This window comes from Paenibacillus sp. FSL R5-0928, assembly GCF_037970385.1.
Taxonomy (GTDB): Bacteria; Bacillota; Bacilli; order Paenibacillales; family Paenibacillaceae; genus Paenibacillus_AQ; species Paenibacillus_AQ odorifer.
The window spans coordinates 1,309,944-1,336,587 of sequence record NZ_CP150225.1; the positions used below are offsets into that span (position 1 = coordinate 1,309,944).

At 44.1% G+C, this 26,644-nt stretch carries 24 protein-coding genes and 2 tRNA genes; 20 read left to right on the forward strand and 6 right to left on the reverse strand.

The window, feature by feature from the left end:
• Positions 1-15: 15 nt before the first annotated feature.
• On the reverse strand, positions 16-579 hold the full coding sequence (locus MKZ16_RS05665) for a CGNR zinc finger domain-containing protein (RefSeq protein ID WP_038569066.1): 564 nt from the start codon (positions 577-579) through the stop codon (positions 16-18).
• Positions 580-799: 220 nt separating this feature from the next.
• Here MKZ16_RS05665 and MKZ16_RS05670 point away from each other — a divergent pair, with 220 nt between their 5' ends.
• The 7 genes from MKZ16_RS05670 to MKZ16_RS05700 all read left to right on the forward strand — a co-directional run bounded on the left by MKZ16_RS05670 (position 800) and on the right by MKZ16_RS05700 (position 7,778).
• On the forward strand, positions 800-1,294 hold the full coding sequence (locus tag MKZ16_RS05670) for a DinB family protein (RefSeq protein ID WP_076104668.1): 495 nt from the start codon (positions 800-802) through the stop codon (positions 1,292-1,294).
• 300 nt (positions 1,295-1,594) lie between these two features.
• On the forward strand, positions 1,595-3,355 hold the full coding sequence (locus MKZ16_RS05675) for a sensor histidine kinase (RefSeq protein ID WP_076104667.1): 1,761 nt from the start codon (positions 1,595-1,597) through the stop codon (positions 3,353-3,355).
• On the forward strand, positions 3,352-4,140 hold the full coding sequence (locus tag MKZ16_RS05680) for a response regulator (RefSeq protein WP_076104666.1): 789 nt from the start codon (positions 3,352-3,354) through the stop codon (positions 4,138-4,140). Before MKZ16_RS05675 ends, MKZ16_RS05680 begins: the two co-directional genes overlap by 4 nt.
• A gap of 111 nt (positions 4,141-4,251) precedes the next feature.
• Positions 4,252-5,574, forward strand: coding sequence for an extracellular solute-binding protein (locus MKZ16_RS05685; protein ID WP_076104665.1), 1,323 nt, complete (start codon positions 4,252-4,254; stop codon positions 5,572-5,574).
• Between the two features lie 101 nt (positions 5,575-5,675).
• The gene (locus MKZ16_RS05690) at positions 5,676-6,557 is read left to right on the forward strand and encodes a sugar ABC transporter permease (RefSeq protein WP_036686803.1); all 882 of its coding nucleotides are present in this window, start codon (positions 5,676-5,678) and stop codon (positions 6,555-6,557) included.
• Between the two features lie 13 nt (positions 6,558-6,570).
• Complete coding sequence (locus MKZ16_RS05695) at positions 6,571-7,461, forward strand: carbohydrate ABC transporter permease (RefSeq protein WP_036686804.1); 891 nt, start codon at positions 6,571-6,573, stop codon at positions 7,459-7,461.
• A gap of 122 nt (positions 7,462-7,583) precedes the next feature.
• The gene (locus MKZ16_RS05700) at positions 7,584-7,778 is read left to right on the forward strand and encodes a hypothetical protein (RefSeq protein ID WP_036686806.1); all 195 of its coding nucleotides are present in this window, start codon (positions 7,584-7,586) and stop codon (positions 7,776-7,778) included.
• 26 nt (positions 7,779-7,804) lie between these two features.
• On the opposite strand, the gene MKZ16_RS05705 is transcribed toward MKZ16_RS05700, so the two are convergent.
• From MKZ16_RS05705 to MKZ16_RS05715, 3 genes are all read right to left on the reverse strand, one after another.
• A complete protein-coding gene (locus MKZ16_RS05705) occupies positions 7,805-8,290 on the reverse strand; it encodes a hypothetical protein (protein ID WP_076104663.1) in 486 nt (161 codons plus the stop codon).
• 96 nt (positions 8,291-8,386) lie between these two features.
• Positions 8,387-8,518 (reverse strand): cortex morphogenetic protein CmpA, encoded by a 132-nt coding sequence (cmpA, locus tag MKZ16_RS05710; RefSeq protein ID WP_094903512.1) that lies wholly within the window; start codon positions 8,516-8,518, stop codon positions 8,387-8,389.
• Between the two features lie 64 nt (positions 8,519-8,582).
• Entirely contained in the window at positions 8,583-8,945 is a 363-nt protein-coding gene (locus MKZ16_RS05715; protein WP_076104662.1) for a hydrolase/acyltransferase, read from the reverse strand.
• A gap of 120 nt (positions 8,946-9,065) precedes the next feature.
• Between MKZ16_RS05715 and MKZ16_RS05720 the strand changes: the two genes are divergently transcribed.
• On the forward strand, positions 9,066-9,527 hold the full coding sequence (locus tag MKZ16_RS05720) for a SprT family protein (RefSeq protein WP_080742673.1): 462 nt from the start codon (positions 9,066-9,068) through the stop codon (positions 9,525-9,527).
• On the opposite strand, the gene MKZ16_RS05725 is transcribed toward MKZ16_RS05720, so the two are convergent.
• Complete coding sequence (locus tag MKZ16_RS05725; RefSeq protein WP_036686811.1) at positions 9,517-10,155, reverse strand: pentapeptide repeat-containing protein; 639 nt, start codon at positions 10,153-10,155, stop codon at positions 9,517-9,519. The two genes, MKZ16_RS05720 and MKZ16_RS05725, sit on opposite strands and share 11 nt — an antisense overlap.
• Before the next feature lie 203 nt (positions 10,156-10,358).
• Between MKZ16_RS05725 and MKZ16_RS05730 the strand changes: the two genes are divergently transcribed.
• Positions 10,359-17,222: an S-layer homology domain-containing protein gene (locus MKZ16_RS05730; RefSeq protein WP_076104661.1), complete on the forward strand. Its 6,864-nt coding sequence runs from the start codon at positions 10,359-10,361 to the stop codon at positions 17,220-17,222.
• A gap of 422 nt (positions 17,223-17,644) precedes the next feature.
• Here the strand turns inward: MKZ16_RS05730 and MKZ16_RS05735 are convergent, their stop codons facing one another.
• Positions 17,645-18,073, reverse strand: a complete 429-nt coding sequence (locus MKZ16_RS05735) for an Lrp/AsnC family transcriptional regulator (protein ID WP_076104660.1) — start codon at positions 18,071-18,073, stop codon at positions 17,645-17,647.
• Between the two features lie 129 nt (positions 18,074-18,202).
• On the opposite strand from MKZ16_RS05735, the gene MKZ16_RS05740 reads away from it, so the two are divergent.
• From MKZ16_RS05740 to MKZ16_RS05790, 11 genes are all read left to right on the forward strand, one after another.
• Positions 18,203-18,955 (forward strand): MBL fold metallo-hydrolase, encoded by a 753-nt coding sequence (locus tag MKZ16_RS05740; RefSeq protein WP_076104659.1) that lies wholly within the window; start codon positions 18,203-18,205, stop codon positions 18,953-18,955.
• Between the two features lie 142 nt (positions 18,956-19,097).
• Positions 19,098-19,173 (forward strand) — tRNA-Asn (locus MKZ16_RS05745).
• Between the two features lie 7 nt (positions 19,174-19,180).
• A tRNA-Ser gene (locus MKZ16_RS05750) sits at positions 19,181-19,269 on the forward strand.
• 174 nt (positions 19,270-19,443) lie between these two features.
• The gene (locus MKZ16_RS05755; protein WP_076106957.1) at positions 19,444-19,890 is read left to right on the forward strand and encodes an oxidoreductase; all 447 of its coding nucleotides are present in this window, start codon (positions 19,444-19,446) and stop codon (positions 19,888-19,890) included.
• Positions 19,891-20,034: 144 nt separating this feature from the next.
• Positions 20,035-20,640, forward strand: a complete 606-nt coding sequence (locus MKZ16_RS05760; RefSeq protein WP_076106955.1) for a class I SAM-dependent methyltransferase — start codon at positions 20,035-20,037, stop codon at positions 20,638-20,640.
• 401 nt (positions 20,641-21,041) lie between these two features.
• Complete coding sequence (locus MKZ16_RS05765; protein ID WP_036681655.1) at positions 21,042-21,503, forward strand: DinB family protein; 462 nt, start codon at positions 21,042-21,044, stop codon at positions 21,501-21,503.
• A 471-nt stretch (positions 21,504-21,974) separates the two neighbouring features.
• Positions 21,975-22,880, forward strand: coding sequence for a branched-chain amino acid ABC transporter permease (locus MKZ16_RS05770; RefSeq protein ID WP_076106953.1), 906 nt, complete (start codon positions 21,975-21,977; stop codon positions 22,878-22,880).
• An 11-nt stretch (positions 22,881-22,891) separates the two neighbouring features.
• Positions 22,892-23,860 carry a branched-chain amino acid ABC transporter permease gene (locus MKZ16_RS05775; RefSeq protein ID WP_036681661.1) on the forward strand — a complete coding sequence of 323 codons (969 nt, stop codon included), beginning with the start codon at positions 22,892-22,894 and terminating at the stop codon, positions 23,858-23,860.
• Complete coding sequence (locus tag MKZ16_RS05780) at positions 23,829-24,611, forward strand: ABC transporter ATP-binding protein (protein ID WP_076106951.1); 783 nt, start codon at positions 23,829-23,831, stop codon at positions 24,609-24,611. Before MKZ16_RS05775 ends, MKZ16_RS05780 begins: the two co-directional genes overlap by 32 nt.
• Positions 24,612-24,617: 6 nt before the next feature.
• On the forward strand, positions 24,618-25,319 hold the full coding sequence (locus MKZ16_RS05785; RefSeq protein WP_076106949.1) for an ABC transporter ATP-binding protein: 702 nt from the start codon (positions 24,618-24,620) through the stop codon (positions 25,317-25,319).
• A 71-nt stretch (positions 25,320-25,390) separates the two neighbouring features.
• Positions 25,391-26,581 carry an ABC transporter substrate-binding protein gene (locus MKZ16_RS05790; protein WP_036681667.1) on the forward strand — a complete coding sequence of 397 codons (1,191 nt, stop codon included), beginning with the start codon at positions 25,391-25,393 and terminating at the stop codon, positions 26,579-26,581.
• Positions 26,582-26,644: the final 63 nt, after the last annotated feature.

Sequence of the window (26,644 nt, forward strand, 5' to 3'; positions counted from 1 at the left end):
ATTAGCCTATAGACTTTATTCCCCCTCAGACTCAGCCTTCTTCCGCGCCCGGAAACGCCGCACCTTCATAAGGTTGCCACAGGCTTTGTCATCGCAGTACCGCTTGGAGCGGTTGCGTGTATCATCGTAATAGACCCAGAGGCAATCGGGATTCTCGCAGATACGGAATCTTGTGGGTTCTTTTTCAAGTAATGCCTCGGCAAAAGACGCTGCAATCTCCGCCATTACCTGCTCCCAGCCACTATGGAGTGGCAATAGCTTTATTTCCGCTTGCTCGTCGCTTTTCCACACAATTCGCCGTATAACAGGACCCTTGTCCATATAGACATTGAGCTGTTCCAGTATTTCTCCATACACCGAGTTTCCTTGCACAATGGCCTGTACCCAGTTCCATAGTAGTGAGCGAAGCTTTTTAAGCTGCGCCATTTCTATCGTGTTCGGCATCTGTGTTTCTAATAGAGCATACTCCTTCAGCCATTTAAAAACCCACTCTTCTTCATCGAGTCTGTCCCGGTCTTTATTCTTATCTCCTGTTCGCCAATCCCGCCAGTAACTGTTAATGAAATCCTCCCACAACACGGTCTGTTCATCCTTTCCGATTCAACGCTCATTACAAATCATTGTAACAGTTAAAAATAAGTTTAGCTAGTTACTTGAATACAATCTGGAAATATGCTACATTTCTTTTGTAACCACTATATTATGGTTTAAGTCGTTACATATTAGTTCGCTTTGAAGTAGTTCTTTTTGAAGCTACACCATGAAGTTTATGTTTACACAAATTTTTAGGAGGTTGAACATGCAAAATAAAATCAGTGAGGTCTTGCTCCAAAATTGGGATTATTGCATGGATATCGAGGATTGGGCTCCGCCGCTTAGCGATGCGCTGGAAGGTGTGGATAGCAAACAGGCTCTCTGGAAGCCAGAGGGTGGGGCGGCCAATTCTATCTGGGAAACGGTTAACCATCTAACTTATTATAAGGTGCGTTTGCTGCGAAAGCTAAAAGGGTTGCCCAAACAACCCGATGCTGAAAGCAACGATGATACCTTTACTGTAACAGCTGAAGGAGAAGAATCATGGGCGAAAGCCGTTGCAGACCTGAAAGACGTGCATGCTGCTCTTAGAGAAATCATTGAAGCGCTGGAAGAAGGCGCGTATGATTGGGGCGGTTCGGGTCATGCGCCAGGGGAAGAGGTAATGAGCCTTATCCTACACGATTCGTACCATACTGGACAAATTATTATGCTGCGTAAATTGCAGGGTTCGTGGGTGTCCAACCGTAGTTTTAATTAGAACCTCCATATTTAAAAATACAAGCCGTACACTGCTATTCCGGTATACCCGGGTCAGCGGAGGTACGGCTTTTTTTTGTGCAACTCTGGGAGGCACGAGTATATATTCTATATTGTTTTTTTGGTTGATTTGGATAAATTAAAACGCGATATGGATATGGGCTCAGAAACTAATCACTGATATCATATAATCCAAAGGCTGAATTAACAAATAACTAGAGCTGTAGATGATTCCTGAAGATTCAAGGGTCATCTTTTTTGATGAGGAATCAAGTCTATCTGGCGGAGGGGAGTGTAAAGATTGACGAGGTTTGGACAGTTAAACACATTGCGTAATCAAATTTTCCTGGGTTTTATGTTTGTCATGGTGATCGTACTCGCCACGGTTGGTTTTTTTATGTACGGGCAAGTTTCGGTTCTATTACGCAATAGTGCGGAGAAGCATATTGAACAGACTGCAGTTCAGGCAACGGGCAAATTGGATGTACTGATCCGGCAGATTAACACGTTGACGGCGCAAGTGGCAACCAACGCCTCCATTCAGCGATTGCTCGCTCAAGAGGCCGAAGGAAAGCCGATCAGCTTCGCCGAACGTCAAACCATCCAGCAGGAAGTACGTAAATATGAGGCGTATGCGACAGGGATTCGTTCCATTGAGCTGTATGCAGGTGATTATCAGAAATTACTTTCTGTTGATGACGCCAGCCTGAACAATCGAGTATCAGAAGAATGGATCAGCCGGGTGGACGTGGGCAAAGGACGTCTCGTATGGTTTGGACTTGACCCGCGGAATTCGGATATCGTCATCGCGATTCGTAATATTAGACTGATTGATCATTCATTCACGAAAGCTGGCTATATTATGGTTCAAATTGAGAAAAGTTACTTCCAGCTTACGGATGAGGTGGACAGCTCACAGGCGGAAACGCGTGAATTAATGAGATTATTTGATGAAGCGGGACGGCAAATTTCTTCCGATTTTTCCGTAAAGGTCAATGCGAATAAGATACTGGATCATGGAGGAGAAAAGGTTGAGGTTGGCGGAGAAGACTACATTGTAATTCAGAAGCAGTCCAAGGCAACAGGTTGGAGGCTAGTAATCCTCACTCCAGTTGACTATACGACAGAGGGGATATCTGTCCTTCGTACAGCGATCATCGTATCCGGTGTTGTTGGCAGTTTATTGTTTCTCATCTTTACTTTTATTTTATCCACGATGATTACACGGCCCATACTGAATTTGATAAAAGTGATGCGCGGTTCACGATTTGGAACCTTGAAACCGATTTCAGTCACTTCTACAACTATGGAGATCAATGAGCTCAATAATACTTACAACCAGATGGTTCACTCTCTGAATGAACTAATTGAAGTCGTCTATCAGAAGGAGATCGTCCAGAGTCGCACAGAATTAAAGGCACTTCAGGCTCAAATCAATCCGCACTTTCTATTTAACACATTAGAAGCATTCTACTGGGCCCTCGATGAAAAAGGTGAGGAGGAATTAGCTCAAATTGTGGTTGATATGTCGGGGCTTTTTCGTTATGTCATCAATCGAACTGATGATGATGAATGGGTGACTATCGGCGATGAGCTCGACCATGCCGAAAGATATTTGAAGATTATGGAGATGCGTATGCTCGACAGGTTATCCTGGCGGATTGAGTCAGATGAAGCTTGCCGAAGTGTCCCGCTACCGAAGCTGTTAATCCAGCCTCTTGTCGAAAATGCGATTCTTCATGGCGTAGAGCAAAGGGTTGGACCGGGGACAGTCATGCTAATTGTCAGACCCTCAAGTCGTCCGGGATATACATTGGTTACGGTAACTGACGATGGTCCAGGGATGGATGCAGCAAAGATATCGTCTATCTATCACACCATGGAGAAGGGGAGCATGAGGTCTTCCAAAGGGACTGGGATTGGTATTGCTAATATAGAGCGGAGACTGAAACTCAGTTACGTAGACAATACGGACGGGCTTGAAATACGAAGTGAAGAAGGTTATGGAACTAGCATTTCTTTTGAAATACCGAATGAACCTGGAGAGGGGAAAAACACGTGAAGACTATACTCATCGTAGATGATGAACCTAGAACAAGAGAAGGGGTTCGTAAAACATTAGAAGCCTGGTCATCCGGTCAATATCGCATCGAAACCGCAGCAAGCGGTGTTGAAGCACTGGCATGGCTGCAAAATAACGAAGTTAATCTGCTTATTACCGATGTGCGCATGCCTGAGATTGGAGGGCTAGAATTAGTTGAAAAGCTGAACGAAATGCCTCATCCTCCAGTGGTTATTGTGATCTCCGGCCATCCTGAATTTGACTATGCACAGAAAGCCTTGCAGTTTGGTGTGGTTGAATATTTACTGAAGCCACTCGACAAAACGAAGCTGGTCCGAGCAGTGGAACTGGCACTGAAACGCAAGGATGATATTTATCGAATCGAACGAATGGAGAAGCTGATCGATCCCAAGCTTATGGAAACGGTACAGCAGGAGAAAGTGTATAGCACTCAAGTGCGTGAGGCACTCCAATACTTAGACGAACATCTTCACGAATCGATATCCATGCGTGATATAGCGGATCAATTACACATGAATGCCAGCTATTTCAGCGTCCTTTTCAAAGAGCAGACGGGACTGACTTACAGTGAATATGTAACGAGAAGGAGAATACAACGAGCCAAAGAACTACTGGTGAGCACACGGCTGTCCATTGCTGAAATCGCGGAACAAGTAGGCTATCAAACGGCCAAATATTTTGTGAAGGTATTTCGTGCACTCGAAAATGTTAGTCCAGGGCAATACCGCCAGAACGTCATGACCACGGAGGAAAGAATCCAATAATAGTGGTATTAGTCCCAATCCTTATGACCTTACGACATCATGGGATCCAAGCTACAATTTAGTTAAGCGGTTACAAGGCCGCTAGACAACAATAGAAAAGGGGTTGTAAGCGTGCGCAATAAAAAATGGACAATATTGTTCTTAACGATGTGCCTCGTTCTTGTCACAGCTGGTTGTGGTCAAAAAGATAACAATGCAGGTGAATCTAAAGGTAGTGCAAATGGGGGAAGCGACAAAGTCACCGTTAACTTCATGCATTTATGGCCAGAAGGTGTTTCTGCCGGGCAAAATAAAATTGTTAATCAAATCATTAAAGAATATCAAACAGAGCATCCCAATGTTGTGATCAAGCAAGAGGTTCTGGACAACGAGCAATACAAAAATAAGCTGAAGGTATTGTCTGCTTCTAACGAATTGCCAGACGTTGGGGTAACTTGGGCCGCTGGCTTTTTGCAGCCTTACGTTGAAGGAAATCTCTTCGCTCCTGTAGATGACTTGTTGAATGGTGAATTAAAAGACAAGTTCGTCGCAGGAACTACAGAAGCTTATGCTATTAACGATAAAACGTATGCGCTTCCACTTGAGTTTAACATCGCACCTATCTACTACAATAAAGCTATTTTTGAAAAATATAATCTTGAGGTTCCACAAACCTACGATCAGTTTAAGCAAGTTGTAGAAACACTATCTGAAGGGGGCATTGCACCGATTGCTCTCGGTAATAAGGATCGCTGGACAGGATCGCTTTGGTATATGTATCTGGCTGATCGGATCGCAGGCCAACAGGCACTTGCAGGTGCGATCAGTGGTTCAGGATCATTTATGGATGAAGGATTAGTAAAGGCGGCTTCTGAGGTTCAATCACTTGTTGACAGCAATGCATTTGTTAAGGGTTTCAACGGTTTATCAAATGAAGAGGCAAAATCAGAGTTCGTAAATGGCAAGGCAGCAATGTACATGATGGGATCATGGGATCTGCCAAATTTCACAACTAATGAAGAAATTCCACTGGAATTCCGTAATAGTGTTGGTTTCTTCAAATTCCCGACAGTGGAAGGCGGGAAGGGAGACATTAACAGCTGGGTAGGTGGACCAGGCGTAGGATTATTTGTTGCTGAGAACTCTGAGGTAAAAGAAGAAGCAAAATTATTCGTCGAGTATTTCGTATCCAAATGGGGAGAGCAATCCGTAACTGGAGCAGGCGTTATTCCAGCTACGAAGGTGGACACCGCCACACTGGATCTACCACAGCTGTACATCGATTTGTTTAACGAAATGAACAAGGCTAGCAGCATCACTTTATTCGCAGATGTTCAAATGCGTGCCAATGCAGCAGAAACGCATCTGAATATGATCCAGGCTCTTTTTGGCAAAGCGGTGACGCCGGAGAAGTATTCTGAGGAGCATGACGCAGCCATCTCCAAAGGCAACTAAAGCTTCGACAACTAGGTGAAGGGGACAATTAGCTTATCCGGCAGCGTGATGCCGGATAAGCCTTTCCTCAAACGGTTTATGAAGGAAAGGAGTCGGACACTTTGGATAAAGTGATGTCTAACAAAAAAATAATCGCGTTATACGTATTTCCCGCCTTGCTTCTCATTCTGGCTATTGTATATATTCCGATTGTTCTAACGGGTTATTACGGACTGAATAAATGGAATGGTATAGGCGCTCTGACTTTTATCGGATTTGATAACTATAAAGCTTTGCTAACAGACCAAACCTTCTGGAATAGTGCTTGGCACTCTCTGCAGTTAGCGTTGTTTTCTACCCTAAGTCTCATTATTTATTTGGCAATTGCTATGGTATTAGCCGCCCGGATCAAGGGAGCTAACTTGTTTCGCAAAATATATCTGATTCCGATGCTGTTATCGTCCGTTGCGATTGCGCAGCTTTGGCTAAGAATTTATCATCCGACGAACGGAATTGTGAACAGCTTATTAGTTTCCATTGGTTTTGCTAATCCTCCTGCATGGCTTGCAGAGCCTACATTAGTTTTGTTTGCTTTATTTATTCCCATTCTGTGGCAATATGCTGGTTTCTATATTCTGATCTATTACGCAGCACTCAAGAATATCCCGACCTCTCTGGAAGAGGCAGCAAAGATTGACGGAGCCTCTGCCTTACAAATCGCTTGGAAAATTAAGCTTCCACTCGCAATGGAAGTCATCAAAGTTACGATTGTTCTAGCCGTTGTAGGTTCTCTGAAGTATTTTGACTTAATCTTTGTTATGACGGATGGAGGTCCTAATGGCTCTAGTGAAGTGATGGCGTCTTATATGTATCATCAGGCTTTTCGGGCTTATGATTTTGGCTACGGGAGTGCAATTGGATTCTTCCTGCTCGTCATCTGTCTCGTCATTACTTGGGTCATTCGCAAATTAACTGCTACGAAAGATTCGATCCAATACTCATAAGGAGGGGCGCTTCATGATGTCTGGAACTGCAGGAAGGCTAGAAATCGGGCCAAAGACAGGCGGCGCAGGTGCGGAGATCACACGTAAATTCGGCTACTCATTGCTATATATCGTGTTGATTGCCGTTGCTGCTCTGCAATTGTTTCCGCTTGTATGGCTGCTGTTTTTCTCATTAAAAAATAATCAGGAAGTGTTCAACCTTCCTGCTCTATCGTTGCCGATGAATCCTCACTGGGAGAATTACGCGAAGGTCTGGAATGTAGGGAACATCAACGTGTATTTCTTCAACAGCGTATGGATTACCATCGTGGCTACGGTGTTAACGGTTATCTTCGGGAGCTTGGTTACGTATGCAGTTACCAGGATGAAATGGAAGGGAAGCTCGTTCGTACTGGGTTTGTTTATGGTAGCGATGATGATTCCTGTTCACTCCACGCTTATTCCGTTATTTAGTATATTCAATAAGATTGGCTTAACGGATCACCCTTTGTCACTTATTTTGTCTTATGTCGCTTTTAACATGCCGATAACGATTATGATTTTGCTGGGTTTCTATTACGCACTGCCACGCGAAGTGGAAGAGGCCGCGGTTATTGATGGTTGTTCCGTGAACAGAATGTTTTTTAGAATTATACTTCCTATGACAAGCTCGGTGATCGCGACTACAGCCATTATTAATATGATCTATAACTGGAACGAATTTATTTTTGTAAACACATTTATTAGTTCTGATTCTTACAAGACGCTGACCGTGGGGGTGCAAAACTTCATTGGTCAATATACAACGGATTGGGGTGCGATCGGGGCAACGCTTATGATCAGTATTTTGCCTATCCTGATTACATTCCTGTTCCTCAGTAACCGTATCGTTGAGGGAATTGCGGCGGGTTCGGTTAAAGGGTAAGTAGAAAGAAGACCTGAATTTCTCAGCTCGAAAAGCTGAAGAGAATTCCGGTCTTTTTTTTTAATCCAATCTAGAATTTTGATTCAATCCTGAAAGCCTCGGGTTAATGGAGGCTATCAAAGATGAACATTCGAAAGGAGAGATTGCTGATGGAACCGGGCTATAAGGATAGAAGTGTTGAAGTGGAGCATAGGGAGGTACAACGGAAATCGGATTCCAGCGTTGTCGCATCTACCTTTATTAAATATGCTGCTTACATTATTATATTTTTTGGTTTTCTGTTCTTTTTGGTTAAATATGTATTTCCTAAGTTTTAATAAGAATTGATTCTTAAGGCGGAGTTTTATTGTTTCTCTGCGATGATCTTTTTTATTACTGCTATAGTTTCTGGTGCAGCATTCTCCAGCATAAACTCAATTGCAGCGAACTGCCGCATAACGTACCTGTGCTCAAGCTTCTCTAAAGGGTTGAAAAAGCCTTTCGGATAATCGATAATCTCCAGATCCCGCTCCGTGACCTGTCCTATGTATTCAAAGGCGTATTCGAATGTACCTTCTGAAATATATAAATCGACGACTTCTTCAATTCGCTTGCGATCAATATGATCCACGACAGTTAGATAATTAGGTGCACTCCAGTAGGCCCCATTTAGACAAGCACCACTTTGGATGTATTCTTGTCGGATCGCTTCGATGTTCTTGAAGGTGTAGAAATCCGATGCCCAGCGGGAGCGGTCAGGGAATGTGACTATGACATAGAGATTATAATTGTCCTCTTCCTCAGTCCCACTTTCCGGAGACAGCTGTATATGTCTTGTTCTACTGATCATGATTATAAGTCCCCTTTCTTAACAAAAACGGATACCGTCTTTTTAAAAGACGATATCCGCTGCTTTAAAGATGTCCTAGATCTTAATCATCCGAGGCTATAACTTCATCTCATTACTCGATTCCGCAGAATTACGATAAAAGAACCAGCACTCATTCAGCAGCTTGATCTGACGGCGGTCTTTTTTGTAATAGGCTTTCATTAGCTGATGGCAGAGCCACTGTGGCAAGCGAATCCCTCCTCTAACAACTTACGTAAGTTAGAATATGGAGAAATAAGCCTAAAGGTGCGGATTACAGTAGGCTTTCTGCTTCCTCTTCGTACCACTGCTCCAATTGAGCCTGTAGCGCTCGGATCTCAGTAAGCAGGGAGATCAGTGGGTAGTTCTTCTGCTCTTGAACAGAGGCGAAGGCCTGTTCCAATCTATTGATATAATCCAGACCGGACTCCAGGGAGTAATCCTCACGTAACAGATCCAGCGAGTCACATTCGGCGATGGCTAAGGGCAGATCCGGAATATTATCGGCTGTCAGCTTATCGATTTCTTTGTTCAGGCGTAAATTGAGCGCACTTAGTTGGTACGCATATTCCTCAGGCATTTCCACGAATTGTAATTCTTGATTTTGCTGCAAAATTACATACCGCATTTTCGGCATTGTTCATTCTCCCTCCGTACTTGTCTTCCTTCTTGACAGTTTAGCCTATGCACAAGTTACAATTCAAGTAGAGATCTTATTTCCCGTGGAAAGGACTTGTGATAGAACGCTATGGAAACTATGAGCAACGAAGAGCTGCAGCTGTGGATTGAGCAGGTATCACGGGACAGCTTTGGCGTGCCGTTTAGACACAAGGCGAGCTTTAACAGCCGGTTGTCCTCAACGGGCGGCCGATATTTTACCAAAAGCCATAATATAGAGATTAATCCCCATCAGCTTGCCATGTTTGGCAGAGAAGAGACGGAGCGGATTATAAAGCATGAGCTCTGCCATTACCATTTGCATTTGGCTAAGCGAGGGTATATGCATCGTGACGCTGATTTCAAAAGCCTGCTGGCGCAAGTCGGCGGAAGCCGCTACTGTCAGACACTGCCGGGTGCAAAAGCTCGGAAGTCGCTGCCCTATCGATATAAGCTTGTATGCAGTGCCTGTGCCATGGAGTATCCGCGTAAGCGAAAAGTAGACCCTAAGCGTTATCGCTGCGGTAAATGTTCGGGCAAGTTGAAGCTGTTTATTTTATAACCAAACCTAATAATCCGACAAAAGAAACAGCTTGCTGAGGCGAAATGATGCATCCTTCTAAATCTTTGATATCCACGATCAAGCCACTGAACTCGCAGTCACTAAGGTCAATCCCATTAAGCTTTGATCCTGACAATGTGGCTTGATCCATATTACACTCGCTGAAGCTGATTTTTTGGAAATTTGACTGATAGTAGTCGGAACTCATTAATGAACTGCTCTCAAAAGCAACCTGCTTCAGATTAGCGAATCGAAACGTAGCAAAATCCCCGATACAATCTACTACCCGAACATTCTGGAATCTGCCTCTTGTAAAGTCTGTGCCAATGAGCTTGCAGTTTCTAAATTCAGTTCGATGAATAATGCCATTCGTAAAATCCACATTAGATAGATCACAGCGATCAAAAATCACGTCCATAAGCTCGATCCCAGTTAGGGAGCACTCCGTAATCGTTACATTTTTAAAAATCACACGATCAAAGCTGACCTTATTAGCCTCTTGATTATCAATAACCGTATCGCTGATGCTGCAACAGCTGAATTCGTCCTTGGTTTGCAGCGAATATATTTGCTCAGGAAGAAGAGAGTCTGGATCTGCTATTTTTGGCGAATCAATTTTGAAATTCATATGTACCTCCGTTTGTTTACTCTTTGCGGGTAGCTAAAACTAACTATCATCGCGTTAAACCGATTTGTCAATCTTCATGAAGGTTGTAGGGATTGGATATCCGTACAAATACACCTTTTTCTGGATAAAATCGCACATCGTTTTGTAAGCGTTCCCAAACTAATATGAAAAGGAAGTCCATATTAATTAGAGGGGGCACATGTATGAAACGAATCAGGTCCGCAATGGCGGGTCTGCTCGCGCTGCTGCTGATTTTTTCAAGCTTGCCTGTAATGGGAACCGGTAAAGGTTCCGTAGGAGCAGAAGGGGTTGGAGGAACAGGCGCTGAGCAAATTCCATCAGGTACGGTACTCATCAAGAATAAGTGGAAAAACAACTTTTTATATGAGACATCCGCAGGAATCGTGCGTTATGGCATGACCAATCCAGCCGATACTTCAGCGCATTGGACGGTTGAGACGGTGAATGGGCTGTCACGAATCAAGAATGTGAAGACAGGCCATTACATTACAATGGATGGTAACAACGGCAAAGAGGATTCACTTAAGGCGGCAGAACGCCAAGGTTCAGGAAGTGTTGCGGATCAGTGGCTGATCGATACTTCCAATCGCAATGGATACATGATCATCCGAAGTGCGACTGTGCCAGAGGGGAAGTTGGTTATCCACGAGGAGAATCAGCTTGGTTATGCGCAAGTAAGCTCGGATATCAATGTTACGTTTGAGAGTCCGCAGTGGGCTTTTATAGATCCAAATGCAGCACCTGTACGGCTAGAGAGCCGTCTCCGCCCCGGTCAGGTAATGTATGAAAGTGAAGGGAACGTTCTTTACGGTAAACAGCCTGTCAGCAATGAAGCAGCACAGTGGTATCTTGAATCAGGGACGGATGACGGAACAGTAATGATTCGCAACCGTGCGACAGGTCATTATATTAAGCAAAATGAAGTGACCTGGGCTGGGGTTTTTTCGCAGGAAGTCGATATGGATCACGTGAAGCTAAGTGAGTGGACCCAAGAGCATGCACCAGGCCCTGATGGAACGGGCTTCATTACCCTTCGTAACAGTGGTTTAACTGATGAGGGGAGTCCATTATGGCTAAATCCGCAATTCAGCGATGACAATAATGTGCGATCTAACAGCTGGCCGGGTTCAGCCTCTAATCCAAGTGCACAGTGGAGAATCGTGCCTATTTCCGAATTACAGCCTGTACGACTGGCAACTTATACGGATGCACAAGTGGCTACAGATTTTTTATATGAATCCGTAAACGGCGAGCTTAAGCATGGAATTATTGCGCCAGATGCCGCCAACACCTCTGACTATCTATGGTATATAGAGGATTATGACGGCAATAAGCGTATCCGTAATGCGGCAACCGATCATTATGTTTCTTATAGTGAAGGTACTGCCAAGGCCTTGCAGATTAGCGGAAGTCAGCCGTCGGATCAATGGATTTTTAATGATTCCGATGATTATGATGATTACCAGACGCTTCAGAATCTCGAAAGCACAGGCATTTATTTGTCTACATTGGGTGGAGAACAGGCTGGTGCGATTGGGGATGCGACTTCTTTGAGCGCTCAGTGGGAGCTTTTAGATCCTAACACACCGACTGACGGCACAATGCCATATTACCGGATTCAGAATGGCTGGAAGTCATTTTATTGGTATGAGAGTGTTGATGGTCTTTTAAAATATGGAAATATGCAAAAGGACGGCTCCGATCAATGGCTCGTGGAGAAATATAACGGCCGCAAGCTGTTCAAAAACAAGAAAACGGGCCATTACATGAACACGATGAACATGCCAAATGGCCACCTTCAGGTCACAGAGCTTCCAGACAGAAATCATGTGGAACGAGAATACATCTGGACAGGCAAAAATGTTGGGAACAACACCTACGTAATCAGTAGCGTTCTAGACAAGGAACCTAATAAAATCCCAGAGAAGTATATTTCACTTCAGAACCTCACTAAATATGCTGAGTACGGAGTGATCAATCCAGGTTGGGGCAGTCCGCAGTGGAGATTTGTACCGGTTACCGAGAAAAAACAAGACTTGTTCCGTTTTCAGCTAGATGCTGTAAATGGAGAGGATCAATATCTTAAGGACGGTCCTTTGCTGACTTCTCCAGCTGCACTAGAGGAATTGCCAGAATCCAAGACGGTTACTGAAGCTGTCTATGCTGACCAGGACTCTGCTCACTCTAACCAAAATCTTGCACCTCTAGCAGCTGCCAACGAGGATGTAACAGTAGGCCAGGCTACTTATGGTCCACTTGATTTGAATGACGATTCCTTTGTCTGGCAGTTGCAAGAAATAGCCGGCAGCAATGGATCGGTGAAGATAAAAAATAAAGGCACTGGACGTTATCTCTCCCTTGAGCATATAGGTGGGGGTGTAGATGAGATTGATCCTAAAGTTAGCGTTCAAACTTTGCAAACAGTGTACGATGTATGGGCCAGCATTAAGTGGAAGGTTGATATGCAGGCGTCCGGTGTGACTACCATTATGAGCTCATGGGCTGGTCACTATATCTATGGTGCGTCGGATGATAACGGCAACCCAATTCTCCGAATCAGTAAAGCTGCAGATACAGCGGAAAAAAGCAGTGCGCATTTTACTGCTGAAGCGGTTGATGCGATTGCTCCGCCACTGCCTGATTACCCTGTAAGATTCAAGAATGCAAGCAGTGGGGAGTATTTATACGAAAATGAGCATGGGGTTGTTCTGTACGGACAGCCGTCAGCAGACAATGGATTTTCGCACTGGAATGTAACTGTGCAGGAGGGTAAACAGACGATCACCAACCGGGCAACAGGTCATTTTTTAACGCTGAATGGTGATTATTCATATTTGGAGAGCAGTAGTACAGAACCTGCTGTAGACGGAGCCTCTGCCTGGGAAGTAAGCTTGGCTTCCGATTATACACATTACACCATTCGTAGTCTCTTTGGAGAATACGACGATGAATTAATAAACATTGCCAATAAGACAGGATATGCTGAACGTGCGCTTTTGCTAGAGAGTGAGGGTACGGCACTATGGACACTTGAGGCGGCTACACAGGAATTTACTACTCCATCTGGAGAACTGCGCAATAACAATACAACAACTCCAGTTCAAAATGATACCAACATCATAACCATTGTACCGAAAGGCATGGCTGGTAAAGTATTGGCCGAAAAAGAGGGGGCTGTCCTATATGCAGATGCCTCCGATATGGCGGCTCAATCCCAGTGGCTGGTTCAGGAGATAAACGGACGCAAACGGATTATGAATGTTCAGACACAACATTATCTTTCGCTCAATGAATCGGGCCAAGTGGTCTTGTTAGCTGCTGGAGATACAGAAAGATCCCAATGGAAGCTGGAAGAGAAGTTAGGTTATACTCTTCTGCTAAATGCGAATGGAACAGGTCTTCTTACTCACAGCGCATCGGCTGTTCAGCTTGGTTCTGCTGCAAATGGAACTGATAGTGAGCTCTGGAGCTTCTTACCTATCCCTACTGATGCAATTTATGCAGGAGGAGAAGCATTCAAAGGGGATCGTGTTATACGGTTTGCAGTCAACGCCCAGCAGGCCGGGGAATATGACGCTGTTATTCGATACAAAAATACCGCTGCTGCTGCAACGGATCTGGCGCTAGAGGTGAATGGTTTAAACGAAGGGGGCAAGGTTAGTCTTGGTAAGTCTGCCTCTTGGAAGAATGCACAGGTAATACTGCAGCTTCGTGCAGGCATCAACACGGTTTCTCTAAGTAGTGACAACGTGGATTGGAGTAAAGTAACCCTTGATAGCCTGACCGTAAAAAACAGCGTTAACAAAAGATACCGTGGAGCAACGGTTCCATATATCAGCTATGAAGCTGAGGATGCGGCAACAAACGGAACGCTGATTGGCTCGTCGCGGAAATATCTCAGCATGGCTTCCGAGGCTTCTGGACGACAAGCGGTGGCCTTGAAGAATACGGGAGATTATCTAGAGTTCAAGCTTGCGAAGTCGGCTAACTCCATTGTTCTTCGATATTCCATTCCTGATAGTCCAGATGGGGCTGGTGCGGAAGAAACCTTGACTCTATATGTGGATGGAGTTAAGAAGCAGCTTAAGCTGACATCCAAATATGCTTGGGAATATGGCAGCTACCCATGGTCAAATGATCCTCGCCAAGGCAGTGGACACCGCTTCTTTGACGAAATCCATGCTCTGATCGGCGATACTCCTGCCGGAGCAACTATTCGCTTAGAGAAGGGAACAGGAGATAACGCAGCTTCTTACGTCATTGACCTGGTGGATATGGAGCAGGTTGCCCCTGAGTTGGCTCGCCCGGACGGATTTATTTCCGTAACGGATTTTGGAGCGGCAGCGAATGATGAGGGAGATGATACCGCAGCCTTCAAGGCAGCCCTTGCCGAAGCGAATGCGACAGGTAAAGGTGTGTGGTTCCCGGCGGGTACCTTTAATGTCGGTGAGGGTCTGCTGGATCTGGATACCGTTGAAATACGTGGTGCCGGCATGTGGTATACGGTTCTGAATGGAGCTAAGTTTTATGGTCACGGCGGTAAGGTTGGTGTTTACGATCTGATGATTGAAGGCGGCATTAACGAACGGGATGATGAAGCGATCACCAACGCTTTCCATGGTGCTTTTGGCCAAGGTTCGATTATACAGAACGTTTGGATAGAACATACCAAAGCAGGCTTGTGGTTAACTCAGCCGATGGGTGAAAAGGCGCGTACGAATGGTCTGTACATGGCAGGTCTGCGGATCCGCAATCTTATGGCAGACGGGATTAACTTTGCCGTAGGGACTGGCAACAGCATGATGGAACAAAGTGACATCCGCTATCCAGGGGATGATGGAATTGCAATGTGGTCGTTTACAGACGGCAAGTTGACGGATATGAATGGTACGGAACGTACACCGAGCTATAATAACACGGCACGTTTTAATACGGTATCCTTGCCTTGGTTAGCGGATAACATTGTAGTCTTTGGGGGGAAAGATAACAAAGTCCAGGACAACGTGGTAAAAGACACTGTGACTAATGGAGCCGGGATTGCAGTGTCCACCCGTTTCACCGCCGAGCCCTTCCAAGGAACAACGATTGTGGAGCGAAATACCTTGCTTAGAACTGGCAGTTATGATTCCGGTTACGGCGTGAATCTGGGTGCGTTATGGCTTTATGCTGGTGAGAGTGATCTGAAAGGAAGAGTACTCATTCGCAACAATACGGCACTGGACAGCACTTATTCGGGGTTGATTGCTCAAGGTGATCTAGAAGGAGATACTCTCACTTCCATTGATGGAGTAGTGCTGACGAATAATGTATTAGATGGCGCAGGTACAAGCGGTATAGAAGTTACGAAAAATCTGAAAGGGAGTCTGCTGGTCGACAACATGATTATTCGTGGCGAACGGATGAATCTTCTGACCAATGCCTCTCCTGACCTAAGCATTAAAGAACAAAATCAAGGAATAGCCACAGCCATTAAACCGTTCTCTATCAAACTAGCAGATGGACAGAGCGGTCCTGTGGTATTAGAGCAGGGTAAGTCAGCTACGCTTAAGGTGCTAGATAAAGAAGGCAGAGATATTACCGCACAAGCTACTCTAAATATTATGAGCAGTGAGATTGCTACATTTACCAACGACAGTCTTAATGGAATTAAAGCGGGAATCACAGATTTCACGGTAACTGTGGGCAACGATAAGAGGGTCTATACAATTGAGGTGCTATCACCTGGTGGGACAGATCCTGTAAACCCGATCGATCCTGTGGATCCAACAAGTACTCCTAGCCCGACGAGTACTCCTAGTCCAACGAATACTCCAGAACCAACAAGTACTCCTGGTCCAACAGACCCTACAGGGTCAGTGAACCCTGTTCAAACCGGCACACCGACCGCTACACCAGCACCTACACCAGCAGCTAATCATGATGCGCAGCTAAAAGCTAAGGCGACTGCAGGGCAGGCTGTTATCGAGATTTCAGCTAATGGAGACGGCACAGCCCGCTTTAGTGCAGATGCTTTACGTAAGGCGGCGGCACTTAGCCCCAAAGCTGTGCTTGTTATTGAAAGTGGAGGTATGAGCTACCGCTTCCCGTTAGAGCTTGTGGAGAGTGTGCTCAAAGCCGCACAAATGCCGGCAGGCACACTGGAGTTTAATTTAAATTCGCTAAGCGGAAAAGGATTAGATCAACTGCTTGCCAAGGCTAAGCAGCAAGGCTTTACTGTGCAAGGAACACCGGCTATTGTCACTCTAAAGGTAACGGATGGCAAAACCTCTGTAGCAGCAAGTGGGTTCGGCACCACTTATGTAGATCGTACATTTATGCTTAAGGAGGCGCTGGATGCGAAGACAGGTGTAGTCTTTATTTACGATGAACAGACGGGTTCCTTCCGTTATGTACCTGCATTGTTTGAGCCCGTTAATGGGATGACCAAGGTTACTGTTAAGAGCAGTATTGCGAGCGGTGTATTTTTCGCTGCGCTGCACCCTGTGACTTTTGGGGATATTGCTACACATTGGGCGAAAAATGAGATTGAGGGACTTGCTAGCCGACTGATCTTGACCGGACAATCCACAGATACCTTTGCACCTCAGAAATCTGTCAGTCGTGCCGAGTTCGCAGCTATGTTGATTCGATCATTGGGTCTTGTAGCTGCGAACACGACGAAGACCTTCAGTGATGTGTCCGATTTATCTTGGTATGCAGCGGATGCTAGAGCTGCTGCAGCCTTAGGACTGGTTCAAGGCTATGAGGATGGAACCTTCCGTCCGAACGCCCCTATTACACGGGAGCAAATGGCTGTTATGGCAGCCAGAGCAATGAAGCTGCTGAACCTAGAAGCTGAAGGATATGGAGCAAACGTTGCTGCAGATGTTTTCACAGACGCTTCAACTATTTCCTCATGGGCTAAAGAAGCAGTGTCTGACCTGGCTGCAAAAGGCATTATGAAAGGTCAATCATCAGGCAGCTTTGCACCTAGCAGTGATACTAGCCGTGCAGAGGCCGCCGTAATTCTTGTCCGGTTGCTTAGAGCAGCTGAATTATTGAATTAGCTACCGTAGTAGAAGCTACAATATAGCATAAGTAAAAAACAGCAGAGCAGCGATCTCCTCCGGTTATTGGAGAATCGCTGCTCTGCGTTTTTAACGTTGGCTGGCCTGCTATAAAAGCTTATGGGCAAGCAAAAGCTCATTGACTTTGAGTAACCCATTCACTTGCACCAACACCAACACCAACATCGCCGAGCTATCATTGGCTGAGGCTTACGGACCCCAATGACGCTATTGGCAAGTTTTTAGCCTTTTGGGCAGGGTTTCGGACTCAAGTGACGCTATTAGTTCGAAAGAGGCTCATATTTGGTGTTTTTCGTGCCAATAGAGGCAATGGGGTCCGATAGTATGCCAAATATGCGATTATGCTGAGTATAAGGTCAACTGGGTCCGATAGTAGCTTCATATCCTATTTCGATGCAGCCTTACTTCAGTTTTCCCATCGATAGATTGACTCTGTAATTTCCGAAATTCAGCAGTTCGTCGAGAAAGCTATTCAACTCCTCTTGGCTTCCGATATTAACACGTATCCAGTAGCAGCCTTCTCCGCTGACCCTATGTATTTCTTTTACACTATCATGCTGCTTTGCGAATGTCTGAAGGGCTGGGTGGACGGTATTCGAACCCAAAAAAACAGTAATAAAGGCATGAATAGTCTCCCCAACCTTATCCGGATTCCAGCGGACCGTGTAGCCTTCAATCACTCCAGTGTCTTGCATTTTGCGAATACGTGCGCCCACAGCCTGACCGGTCATATGCACTTGCTGCCCAATATCTCTGTGACTGATCGTGGAATCTTCAATTAGAAGCTGCAGGATGCGAAAATCTACATCATCTATAAAATAAGAACTCATTATTATCTAAAATCCTTTCTGCGTGAAAGTAAAACGGACCAATCTTTTTCCAATCTCAATGTATTCTGTTTCAAGGTCCAACTATAATTAATTGTAGCAGAAGATATCTGAAAGAAAGAAGGGCTTCCGATGAAAATACAGCATATCCGCAACGCGACCCTATGGCTAAAGTATGGTGGCAGTACATTTTTAATTGATCCTATGTTGAGTGAACAGGGTGCTAATCCGCCTATTTTTAATACTGAAAATGATCGCCGCAATCCGCTCGTTCCTTTGCCGGGAGCCGTAGAACAATGGCTGAGTCCTAATGCAATTCTTGTCACACATCTTCATCAGGATCATTGGGATGCCGCTGCCATTTCTTTGTTGCCGCATGATCTACCACTATTATGTCAGGAAGGAGATGGAGATAAATTAGCGAAGCAGGGGTTTGAGCATACCACGGAAATTAGCGATTCACTGACGTTTAATGGAATAACTATAACACGTACGGATGGACGGCATGGCACTGGAGTGACTGGTAAACTTATGGGTAAGGTATCCGGGTTTGTGTTTCAGGCGGAAGGCGAACCTGTTCTATATGTGGCTGGAGATACGATTTGGTGTGATAAGGTGAAAATGGCATTGGACGTTTTTAAACCTGAGGTGACAGTTGTGAATGCTGGTGGTGCGCAGTTTTTAAGCGGATGTCATATTACAATGAATGAGCAGGATGTCGTAGACCTATGTGAATATGCTCCTTCTACTAAAGTGATTGCTGTGCACATGGACGCCATTAACCATTGTTTGGTTACCCGAGATAAGCTAAAAGCTCATTTAGAGAAGGAATCGTTGGGGGATCGGGTACAGCTTCCGCAGGATGGAGAATGGTGTAATCTATAGTCGGAGAGGGATGGAAATCTCTTTAAAAAATCTAGAAGCGGCCGAATCATAGCATAAATTTGAAAACGATCACAAAAATTATTTTGCCCGCTTGACTAGACCTTGAAATCATGATAAATTAATTCATGTTCACTTGTAATGTTCCCTGATAGCTCAGTTGGTAGAGCACTCGACTGTTAATCGAGTTGTCACAGGTTCGAGTCCTGTTCGGGGAGCCATTTTCATGGAGAGATACCCAAGTGGCTATAAGGGGACCCTCTGCTAAGGGGTTAGACTGCGTAAGCGGTGCGTGGGTTCGAATCCCACTCTCTCCGTTCTGAATTACATAAGAAGAGCTTCCATTCTGGGAGCTCTTTTTTGTTGTGTGAATTTATTTTTCGGTTGCTATATGCGATTCTGAGAAACGGTGAATTCAATATTTTGGAAGGTGAATGGTGTGGAGGGATCGAATGTTTATTTGATAAGTGTGAAGAGTTTAAAGGAGGAGCATGAAAACTATAAATCAAATACAAACAAAACCGTCAAGCCGATATGATAGTTTTGATCCGGATCAAGAGGGAAATAAAAATACTATTTTTGCCGACGTAATAATTGATGGTAGATCTCTTTACCAAATGTTAAAAAAATATGATAGGGTTCCTTCCCTCGGGTGGGGTAGTGAAGAGCATCAAAGGAAAATGATTAACTATTTTTTGTTAAACGAAATGCATGAATATTTGTACTGCAGGTACCCAATATTAGTCTGTCCCTGGTGTGGTGATGAAGAATGTGGCTTTATATCAGTGTTTATTGAGAGAGAAGGGGATCTTATTATATGGAGAGATTTCAAATTAGAATCCGGTAATAAGGCTATTGATATAGGCCCTTTTTGCTTTAAATGGGATGAATACGAAAAAGTTATTAGAGAGACATTTGGAACTGCGGGGATTCAATAAAGTATTTTATGAGCGCATATTATATTTCCTGCAAATCATATTAACCAACCTGAAAACCCATGGAAGAGATGTGCTCAAATAATTTATATGGGAAAGATCTATGAGTAAATCCAATAACTACATGGTCAAAGGAGTGGAATCAACATGGAACTGTTTAAGCAAATCCCCTTGTACAGATTTTTGGCATTATGCAATGAAAGTGGTATGGAAAAAAACATATTAGACTGCGGAGCGGGAGGGGATTCACCTCCACTAAGTTTGTTTGCGAACTATGGATACAGTACAAACGGAATTGAGGTGAATGACGAACAAATTAAAAGAGCTAATCAGTTCGCAACTGAAAGGGGACAGATTCTAAATATACAACAAGGCGACATGAGACAGTTGGCGCTAAGTGATGAGTCAATGAGTTTTGTGTATTCGTATAACTCTATTTTTCATATGAGAAAACAAGATGTAAAAAAAGCGATAAATGAAATGAAACGAGTTCTAAAACCTAATGGATTATTATTTGTAAATTTTTTAACCCTAAAGGATTTTCGAGTCGGCGATGGAGTTGATTTGGGGGATAGTCAGTTTGAACAAATGGAAGATGATGAATTCGTAATACACTCTTATTATGATTATCATGAGGCGGATTCTATGTTTGATGATTTGCAGTTAATATACAAAGAAGATCGAGTACTGGAAAGAAAGTTTGAAGGTGAATGGATACGACAAGGATTTATCGATTACATATATAAAAAATAGCTGGATGCTGAAGAACATATTAGTAGCTCCGAAAAAGCTAGATATCTGCGAACAATACGTTCACGCTGTGGACCACGAGGTGTTGGTTCGATAGAAGGTAAAAGGTTTGAAGAAGAGTTAGCCAGGTGGACAACCCCACGAGTCTAATGCTAACGACTGTTTCCTAGGGTGATTTAAGCCGCTTGAATGTCAATCAGCACTTGATACTTGTTCGCAACTAATATACTTCGGGGGGGATTTCAGATGGATGTAATTATAAATAACTCAATGATTCATAATAAGTCGGAAATAAATAAGATTGTTTTTATATGTTTCGATGAAGCGAACTATGAACTATATAGGAATGAATTAAAGAGATTTTGTTAGAATTTTGGTGTTTATCAAAAAAAGGAGATGTGCCAATGAATAACAGATCAGATTTGCTAAATCAGTTTAAGGAATGGAATGGATTTGTTCTAGAAATTATTGATTTAGATTGGAAAACACCCATCGCTGAAGGAAAATGGACCATTCATGATGTTGTTAGTCATATTTTATTATGGGATAAATACTTCTATGAATCGACGATAGAACCGATAGCATGCGATAAAGCGATAACACTTCAACTTATTGATTTCGATCAATTCAATAATGATGCTGTTACATATGGTCAAACAAAAACCAAAGACGAATTAATAGAATTGACTGTGAAGTATCGTAACTTAATATTAGATTGTATAAGTAGTCTTGAAGAGGGGAAATACTCAGACAAATATGTGGACGGAAGGTTTTCCTTTGAGTCCTATTTAAAGGATTTTATATCGCATGACCTACATCATATGACGCAGATTAAAGAATTAAAAAAGAAAATGATGAGTAATTGACTCGTGACGGAAGTTCAAAGAATGGAGCTGACCACCATAATTAGCTTTCTCTCACTCGATTATTGTGTGGGACAGAGCTTTTTTTTGCGCGAAAATAGAGAAACAACTTGACCGGTAACTCATAATAAACTCGAAAAACACACGTCGAAAGAGACAAATGTTATATTATTTATCATTAAATGCAATCTGTAGGTAAAATCAAAGACTCTCCCTCTGAAAATCAAACTTTAAAAATCTCCATAATTCTCCTATTTTCTTCTCTTTACCCACTTTCTATCTTTATACATCCCAAAGGATTAACTTAAAATGTTATGTAATATAACATAAAATAATGAATATTATAGTAAAAACCACAAATTTTACTGACGCATGTATATTACTGTGTTAATATAAGTGACATAAAACGATGAAAATGAATGTAAGCTAAAGAAAGGTGTTTTTAAAAATAAATATGGGGATTGGGGGACGGCGATGGAGTATTTCATTCAACAGTTAATTAACGGGATTTCTGTAGGGAGCATCTATGCTCTGATCGCACTTGGGTACACCATGGTTTACGGGATTATTAAATTGATCAATTTCGCCCATGGGGATGTGTTTATGGTTGGGTCGTTTATTGGATTGTTCAGTGCCAGGTACTTGGCTTCAGCAGGGCTTCCTCCGATCCTGGTCTTACTTATCTCATTGGTGGTCTCTATGACAATCAGTGCGTTGCTGGGGATGTCAATCGAACGGCTAGCATACAAACCTCTACGAAAAGCTTCGCGAATCGCTGTGTTGATTACTGCAATTGGCGTTTCTTTTTTGCTGGAATACAGCGGTGTGTTTGTGCTTGGTCCTCAGGCTAAAGGATTTCCGGAGATTCTTAATAAGCAGCAATACAACTTGTTTGGTTCCTCGATTCAGGTGGACTCCAATCAAATCATGATCTTGGGGACGACGGTTATTTTGATGATCATCCTTCAGTATATTGTGCACCGAACAAAGATTGGTAAAGCGATGCGGGCCGTTTCTTTTGATATGGAAGCAGCACGGTTGATGGGGATTAATGTAGATCGGACCATTTCAGCCACCTTCGCGATAGGATCTGCACTTGCGGCAGCAGCAGGCGTTATTTTCGGAATGACTTACAATTCAGTGGATCCGATGATGGGGGTACTTCCGGGGCTTAAAGCTTTTGTGGCTGCGGTTTTAGGTGGCATTGGCAGTATTCCTGGTGCTCTGGTAGGGGGACTTCTGCTGGGCACAGTCGAGACAGAGGTTTCTTCTCTGGGATACTCTTCGTGGCGTGATGGTGTGGCATTTGCTGTACTCATCCTAATCCTTATCTTTAAACCATCCGGGCTATTTGGTAAAAATGTCCGCGAGAAAGTGTAGGGTGATGCCGTATGAAGAAGATAAACAAGTCATTTTGGATAGGCATTGTCTTTTCTATCATGCTATATATCGTCATTCAAGTTCTTCTAACAACGGGAATATTTGATGATGTCATGGAGTCTACGCTAATTCTAATTTGTATAAATGTCATGCTGGCGGTGTCTTTGAATCTGATTAATGGGATAACGGGGCAATTCTCAATCGGGCATGCTGGATTTATGTCCATTGGTGCTTATGTTTCTTCCATTTTAACTTTGAACTTTGATATGCCATTCGTGCTGGCGCTAGTGATCTCTGGACTGGTTGCTGCATTTTTCGGTGTGCTTATCGGGATTCCGACCTTGCGGCTGAATGGAGACTATCTGGCGATTGCTACGCTGGGATTTGGTGAGATTATCCGGATTGTCCTGCTCAATACAGAATATGTGGGCGGAGCTTCAGGCCTAAGCGGCATCCCTAATCAAACGACTTGGACGATTATGTTTCTGTTCACATTGGTCACGATTGTTGTGATCAATAACTTTATACGTTCCACTCACGGCCGGGCTTGTATAGCGATTCGTGAGAATGAAATTGCTGCTGAAGCGATGGGGATTAATACAACTTTGTACAAAGTCATTGCTTTTTCACTTGGAGCATTATTTGCGGGGATAGCTGGTGGTCTCTCTGCTCATAAGTTCTACGTCATCAATCCTGGAAGCTTTAATTTTCTAAAATCATTCGAAATTCTAGTCATGGTTGTGTTAGGTGGACTAGGAAGTACAAGCGGGGCCATCGTGGGTGCGATTGTACTGACGGTGCTCTTCACGGTGCTTCAGGAATATCCGGAGCTGCGGATGATTATTTACTCGGCGATTCTAATTCTGATGATGATTTTTCGGCCTAAGGGGCTGCTTGGCAGCACGGGTTTTTCTTTCTTGAAATGGTCTAAAAAGGAGGTCAAACCAAGTGACAGCATCAACAGTGGAAGTGCTTCTTGATGTTCAACAAGCAAGTCGTGCATTTGGCGGGCTTAAGGCGCTTAACGAGGTATCTCTCCATATTAATAAAGGCGAGTTGATTGGGCTCATCGGACCTAATGGCGCGGGAAAAACAACCCTTTTTAACTTGCTGACAGGTGTATACCCGCCTTCCAGTGGCGATATTATCCTCAGCAATCAGGCAGTAGGCGGGATGAAGCCTTATCGGATTAACCGAAAAGGGGCAGCACGGACATTTCAGAATATCCGTCTGTTTACCTCTATGACGGTGCTGGATAACGTTAAGATCGCATTTCACCAGCATGCCAGACATTCGATGTTCACTTCCATGCTCCGCCTGCCTAAGCATTTTGCAGAAGAAAACGAAATTACGCAAAAGGCTATGGATATTCTCAAAATATTTAATCTTGCCGATCAATGTGATGAATGTGCCGGGAATCTTAGCTACGGAAATCAAAGGCGTTTGGAAATTGCGCGCGCGCTTGCAGCAGGACCTAAGCTTTTGCTATTGGATGAACCAGCCGCAGGGATGAACCCGAATGAAACTCGGGATCTAATGAATCTTATTGCCTGGATCCGTGAAGAGTTTGAGCTGACGATCCTGCTTATCGAGCACGATATGTCCCTGGTTATGGGGGTGTGTGACCGGATTTATGTGCTGGATCGCGGAATGTTGATTGCTGAAGGTACGCCCGTTGAAATACGGAATCATCCCAAAGTCATAGAAGCCTATTTGGGACAGGAGGCGTAGTGGACCATGCTTAGCGTACAGGGGATCAATGTATATTATGGGGCTATTCATGCTTTGAAGGATTTAAGTATGAATGTAAAAGAAGGTGAGATTGTAACTCTAATCGGCGCAAATGGAGCGGGTAAGTCCACATTGCTTAAGACGCTTTCGGGGCTACTGAAACCCAAAACAGGCAGTATAGATTTCATGGATAAGTCTATTACGAATCAGAGTGTTCAGTCCATCGTAAAACAGGGGCTTATTCATTGTCCGGAAGGCAGGCGTGTATTTGCTAATATGTCTGTGGAAGAAAATCTGGAGCTAGGAGCTTTTTTACAAGATTCGGGCAGCTTAGCTGCTGATTTTGCCAAGGTCTACTCCACCTTCCCGCGTCTTTTAGAAAGAAAAAAACAGCTTGCCGGCACATTATCCGGCGGGGAGCAGCAGATGCTTGCTATGGGGCGTGCGATGATGGGGCATCCCAAGCTTTTATTATTAGATGAACCCTCGATGGGGCTTGCTCCATTACTCGTTCAGGATATTTTTCGGATCATCCAGGAAGTAAATGCCTCTGGAACAACAGTGCTTCTTGTAGAACAAAATGCCCATCAGGCGCTTAAAATTGCTCATCGGGCTTACGTTCTTGAGACGGGCAGAGTGGTGCTTGAGGGAGATGCCAAGGAATTGGCAGATTCGGAAGAGATCAGAATGGCTTATCTGGGACATTAATTCATCGGCTAGTTCATAACAGCATCACAGAAAGAACCTATAAATTATTTATTTTGGGAGGCTGGAAGAGGATGAAGAAAATCGGGGCCATATTGCTGACTGCGTTACTGGCTGGTGGATTGCTGGCAGGCTGTGGGAACAAGACAGACAACACTACTGCTGAAGGTGGGAATGCTGGTGGAGGGACCATCAAGATTGGAGCAGACCTTGAGCTTACAGGCGGCCAGGCTTCCTTCGGTGATTCTGCACTCAAAGGGGCAAAGCTGGCGGTAAAAGAAATTAATGACGCAGGTGGAATACTAGGCAAAAAACTTGAACTGATTGAAGCGGATAATGCCTCCAAGTCGGAAGAGGCGACACGCGCAGCGCAAAAGCTGATTACTACCCATAAAGTTGTAGCTATTATCGGTGCAACTACATCTACGAATACCCTCGGGATTGTTCCCGTTGCTCAAGAAAAAGGCATCCCGCTGGTTAGCTCCTCAGCCACCAATCCCAAAGTGACAGTTGATGAACGTACTGGAGATTTGAACGAATGGGTATTCCGGGCCTCTTTTATTGATCCTTTCCAAGGTGAAGTAATGGCTAACTTTGCTAAGGATACACTTAAAGCGAAGACGGCTGTTATTTATACGGATGCTTCAAGCGATTATTCCAAAGGGCTGCAGACCTTCTTTAAAGCAACGTTTACTAAGAACGGTGGCTCTATCTTAAGCGAAGAATCCTATCAACAAAAAGATTCTGATTTTAAAGCTGTATTAACACGTATTAAAGAAGCTAATCCCGATGTTATTTATCTTCCAGGCTATTATGAGGAGGTCGGCAAAATCGTAAAGCAAGCTCGCGAAATGGGGATCACCGTTCCGTTTATGGGCGGGGATGGCTGGGATTCACCTCAACTGGCTGAGATTGCCGGAGCGGATGCCCTAAACAATACGTTTATGTCCAATCACTATTCACCTGAAGATAGCTCGCCAGAAGTAAAATCGTTCGTAGATGCCTTCAAAGCTGCTAACGGTGATCTTGTTCCAGATGGGATGGCTGCGCTTGGATATGACGCCGTGAAACTAGTGGCAGACGCCATTACACGTGCGGATTCCACAGAACCTGAGAAGCTGAAGGATGCACTGGCGGGGACGAAGGATTTACAACTGGCCACGGGTAAAATCACTATGAATGAAACGCATGACCCGGTAAAAGCAGCTGTGGTGCTAAAGTTTGTAGATGGAGTACAAACCTTTGAGGCAAAAGTAAATCCATAAGCGTTGTGATTAGAGGCGCGTACCTTTATTGGTGCGCGTTTCTTTTAGTTTAAACTTTTTTTA

Excerpts from the sequence above, each read along its gene's own strand:
- MKZ16_RS05670 (WP_076104668.1), top strand. The coding sequence starts at position 800 with ATGCAAAATAAAATCAGTGAGGTCTTGCTCCAAAATTGGGATTATTGC.
- MKZ16_RS05695 (WP_036686804.1), top strand. The coding sequence starts at position 6,571 with ATGATGTCTGGAACTGCAGGAAGGCTAGAAATCGGGCCAAAGACAGGC.
- MKZ16_RS05700 (WP_036686806.1), top strand. The coding sequence starts at position 7,584 with ATGAACATTCGAAAGGAGAGATTGCTGATGGAACCGGGCTATAAGGAT.
- MKZ16_RS05705 (WP_076104663.1), bottom strand. The coding sequence starts at position 8,290 with ATGATCAGTAGAACAAGACATATACAGCTGTCTCCGGAAAGTGGGACT.
- MKZ16_RS05715 (WP_076104662.1), bottom strand. The coding sequence starts at position 8,945 with ATGCCGAAAATGCGGTATGTAATTTTGCAGCAAAATCAAGAATTACAA.
- MKZ16_RS05720 (WP_080742673.1), top strand. The coding sequence starts at position 9,066 with ATGAGCAACGAAGAGCTGCAGCTGTGGATTGAGCAGGTATCACGGGAC.
- MKZ16_RS05725 (WP_036686811.1), bottom strand. The coding sequence starts at position 10,155 with ATGAATTTCAAAATTGATTCGCCAAAAATAGCAGATCCAGACTCTCTT.
- MKZ16_RS05730 (WP_076104661.1), top strand. The coding sequence starts at position 10,359 with ATGAAACGAATCAGGTCCGCAATGGCGGGTCTGCTCGCGCTGCTGCTG.
- MKZ16_RS05735 (WP_076104660.1), bottom strand. The coding sequence starts at position 18,073 with ATGAGTTCTTATTTTATAGATGATGTAGATTTTCGCATCCTGCAGCTT.
- MKZ16_RS05740 (WP_076104659.1), top strand. The coding sequence starts at position 18,203 with ATGAAAATACAGCATATCCGCAACGCGACCCTATGGCTAAAGTATGGT.
- MKZ16_RS05755 (WP_076106957.1), top strand. The coding sequence starts at position 19,444 with ATGAAAACTATAAATCAAATACAAACAAAACCGTCAAGCCGATATGAT.
- MKZ16_RS05760 (WP_076106955.1), top strand. The coding sequence starts at position 20,035 with ATGGAACTGTTTAAGCAAATCCCCTTGTACAGATTTTTGGCATTATGC.
- MKZ16_RS05765 (WP_036681655.1), top strand. The coding sequence starts at position 21,042 with ATGAATAACAGATCAGATTTGCTAAATCAGTTTAAGGAATGGAATGGA.
- MKZ16_RS05770 (WP_076106953.1), top strand. The coding sequence starts at position 21,975 with ATGGAGTATTTCATTCAACAGTTAATTAACGGGATTTCTGTAGGGAGC.
- MKZ16_RS05775 (WP_036681661.1), top strand. The coding sequence starts at position 22,892 with ATGAAGAAGATAAACAAGTCATTTTGGATAGGCATTGTCTTTTCTATC.
- MKZ16_RS05785 (WP_076106949.1), top strand. The coding sequence starts at position 24,618 with ATGCTTAGCGTACAGGGGATCAATGTATATTATGGGGCTATTCATGCT.
- MKZ16_RS05790 (WP_036681667.1), top strand. The coding sequence starts at position 25,391 with ATGAAGAAAATCGGGGCCATATTGCTGACTGCGTTACTGGCTGGTGGA.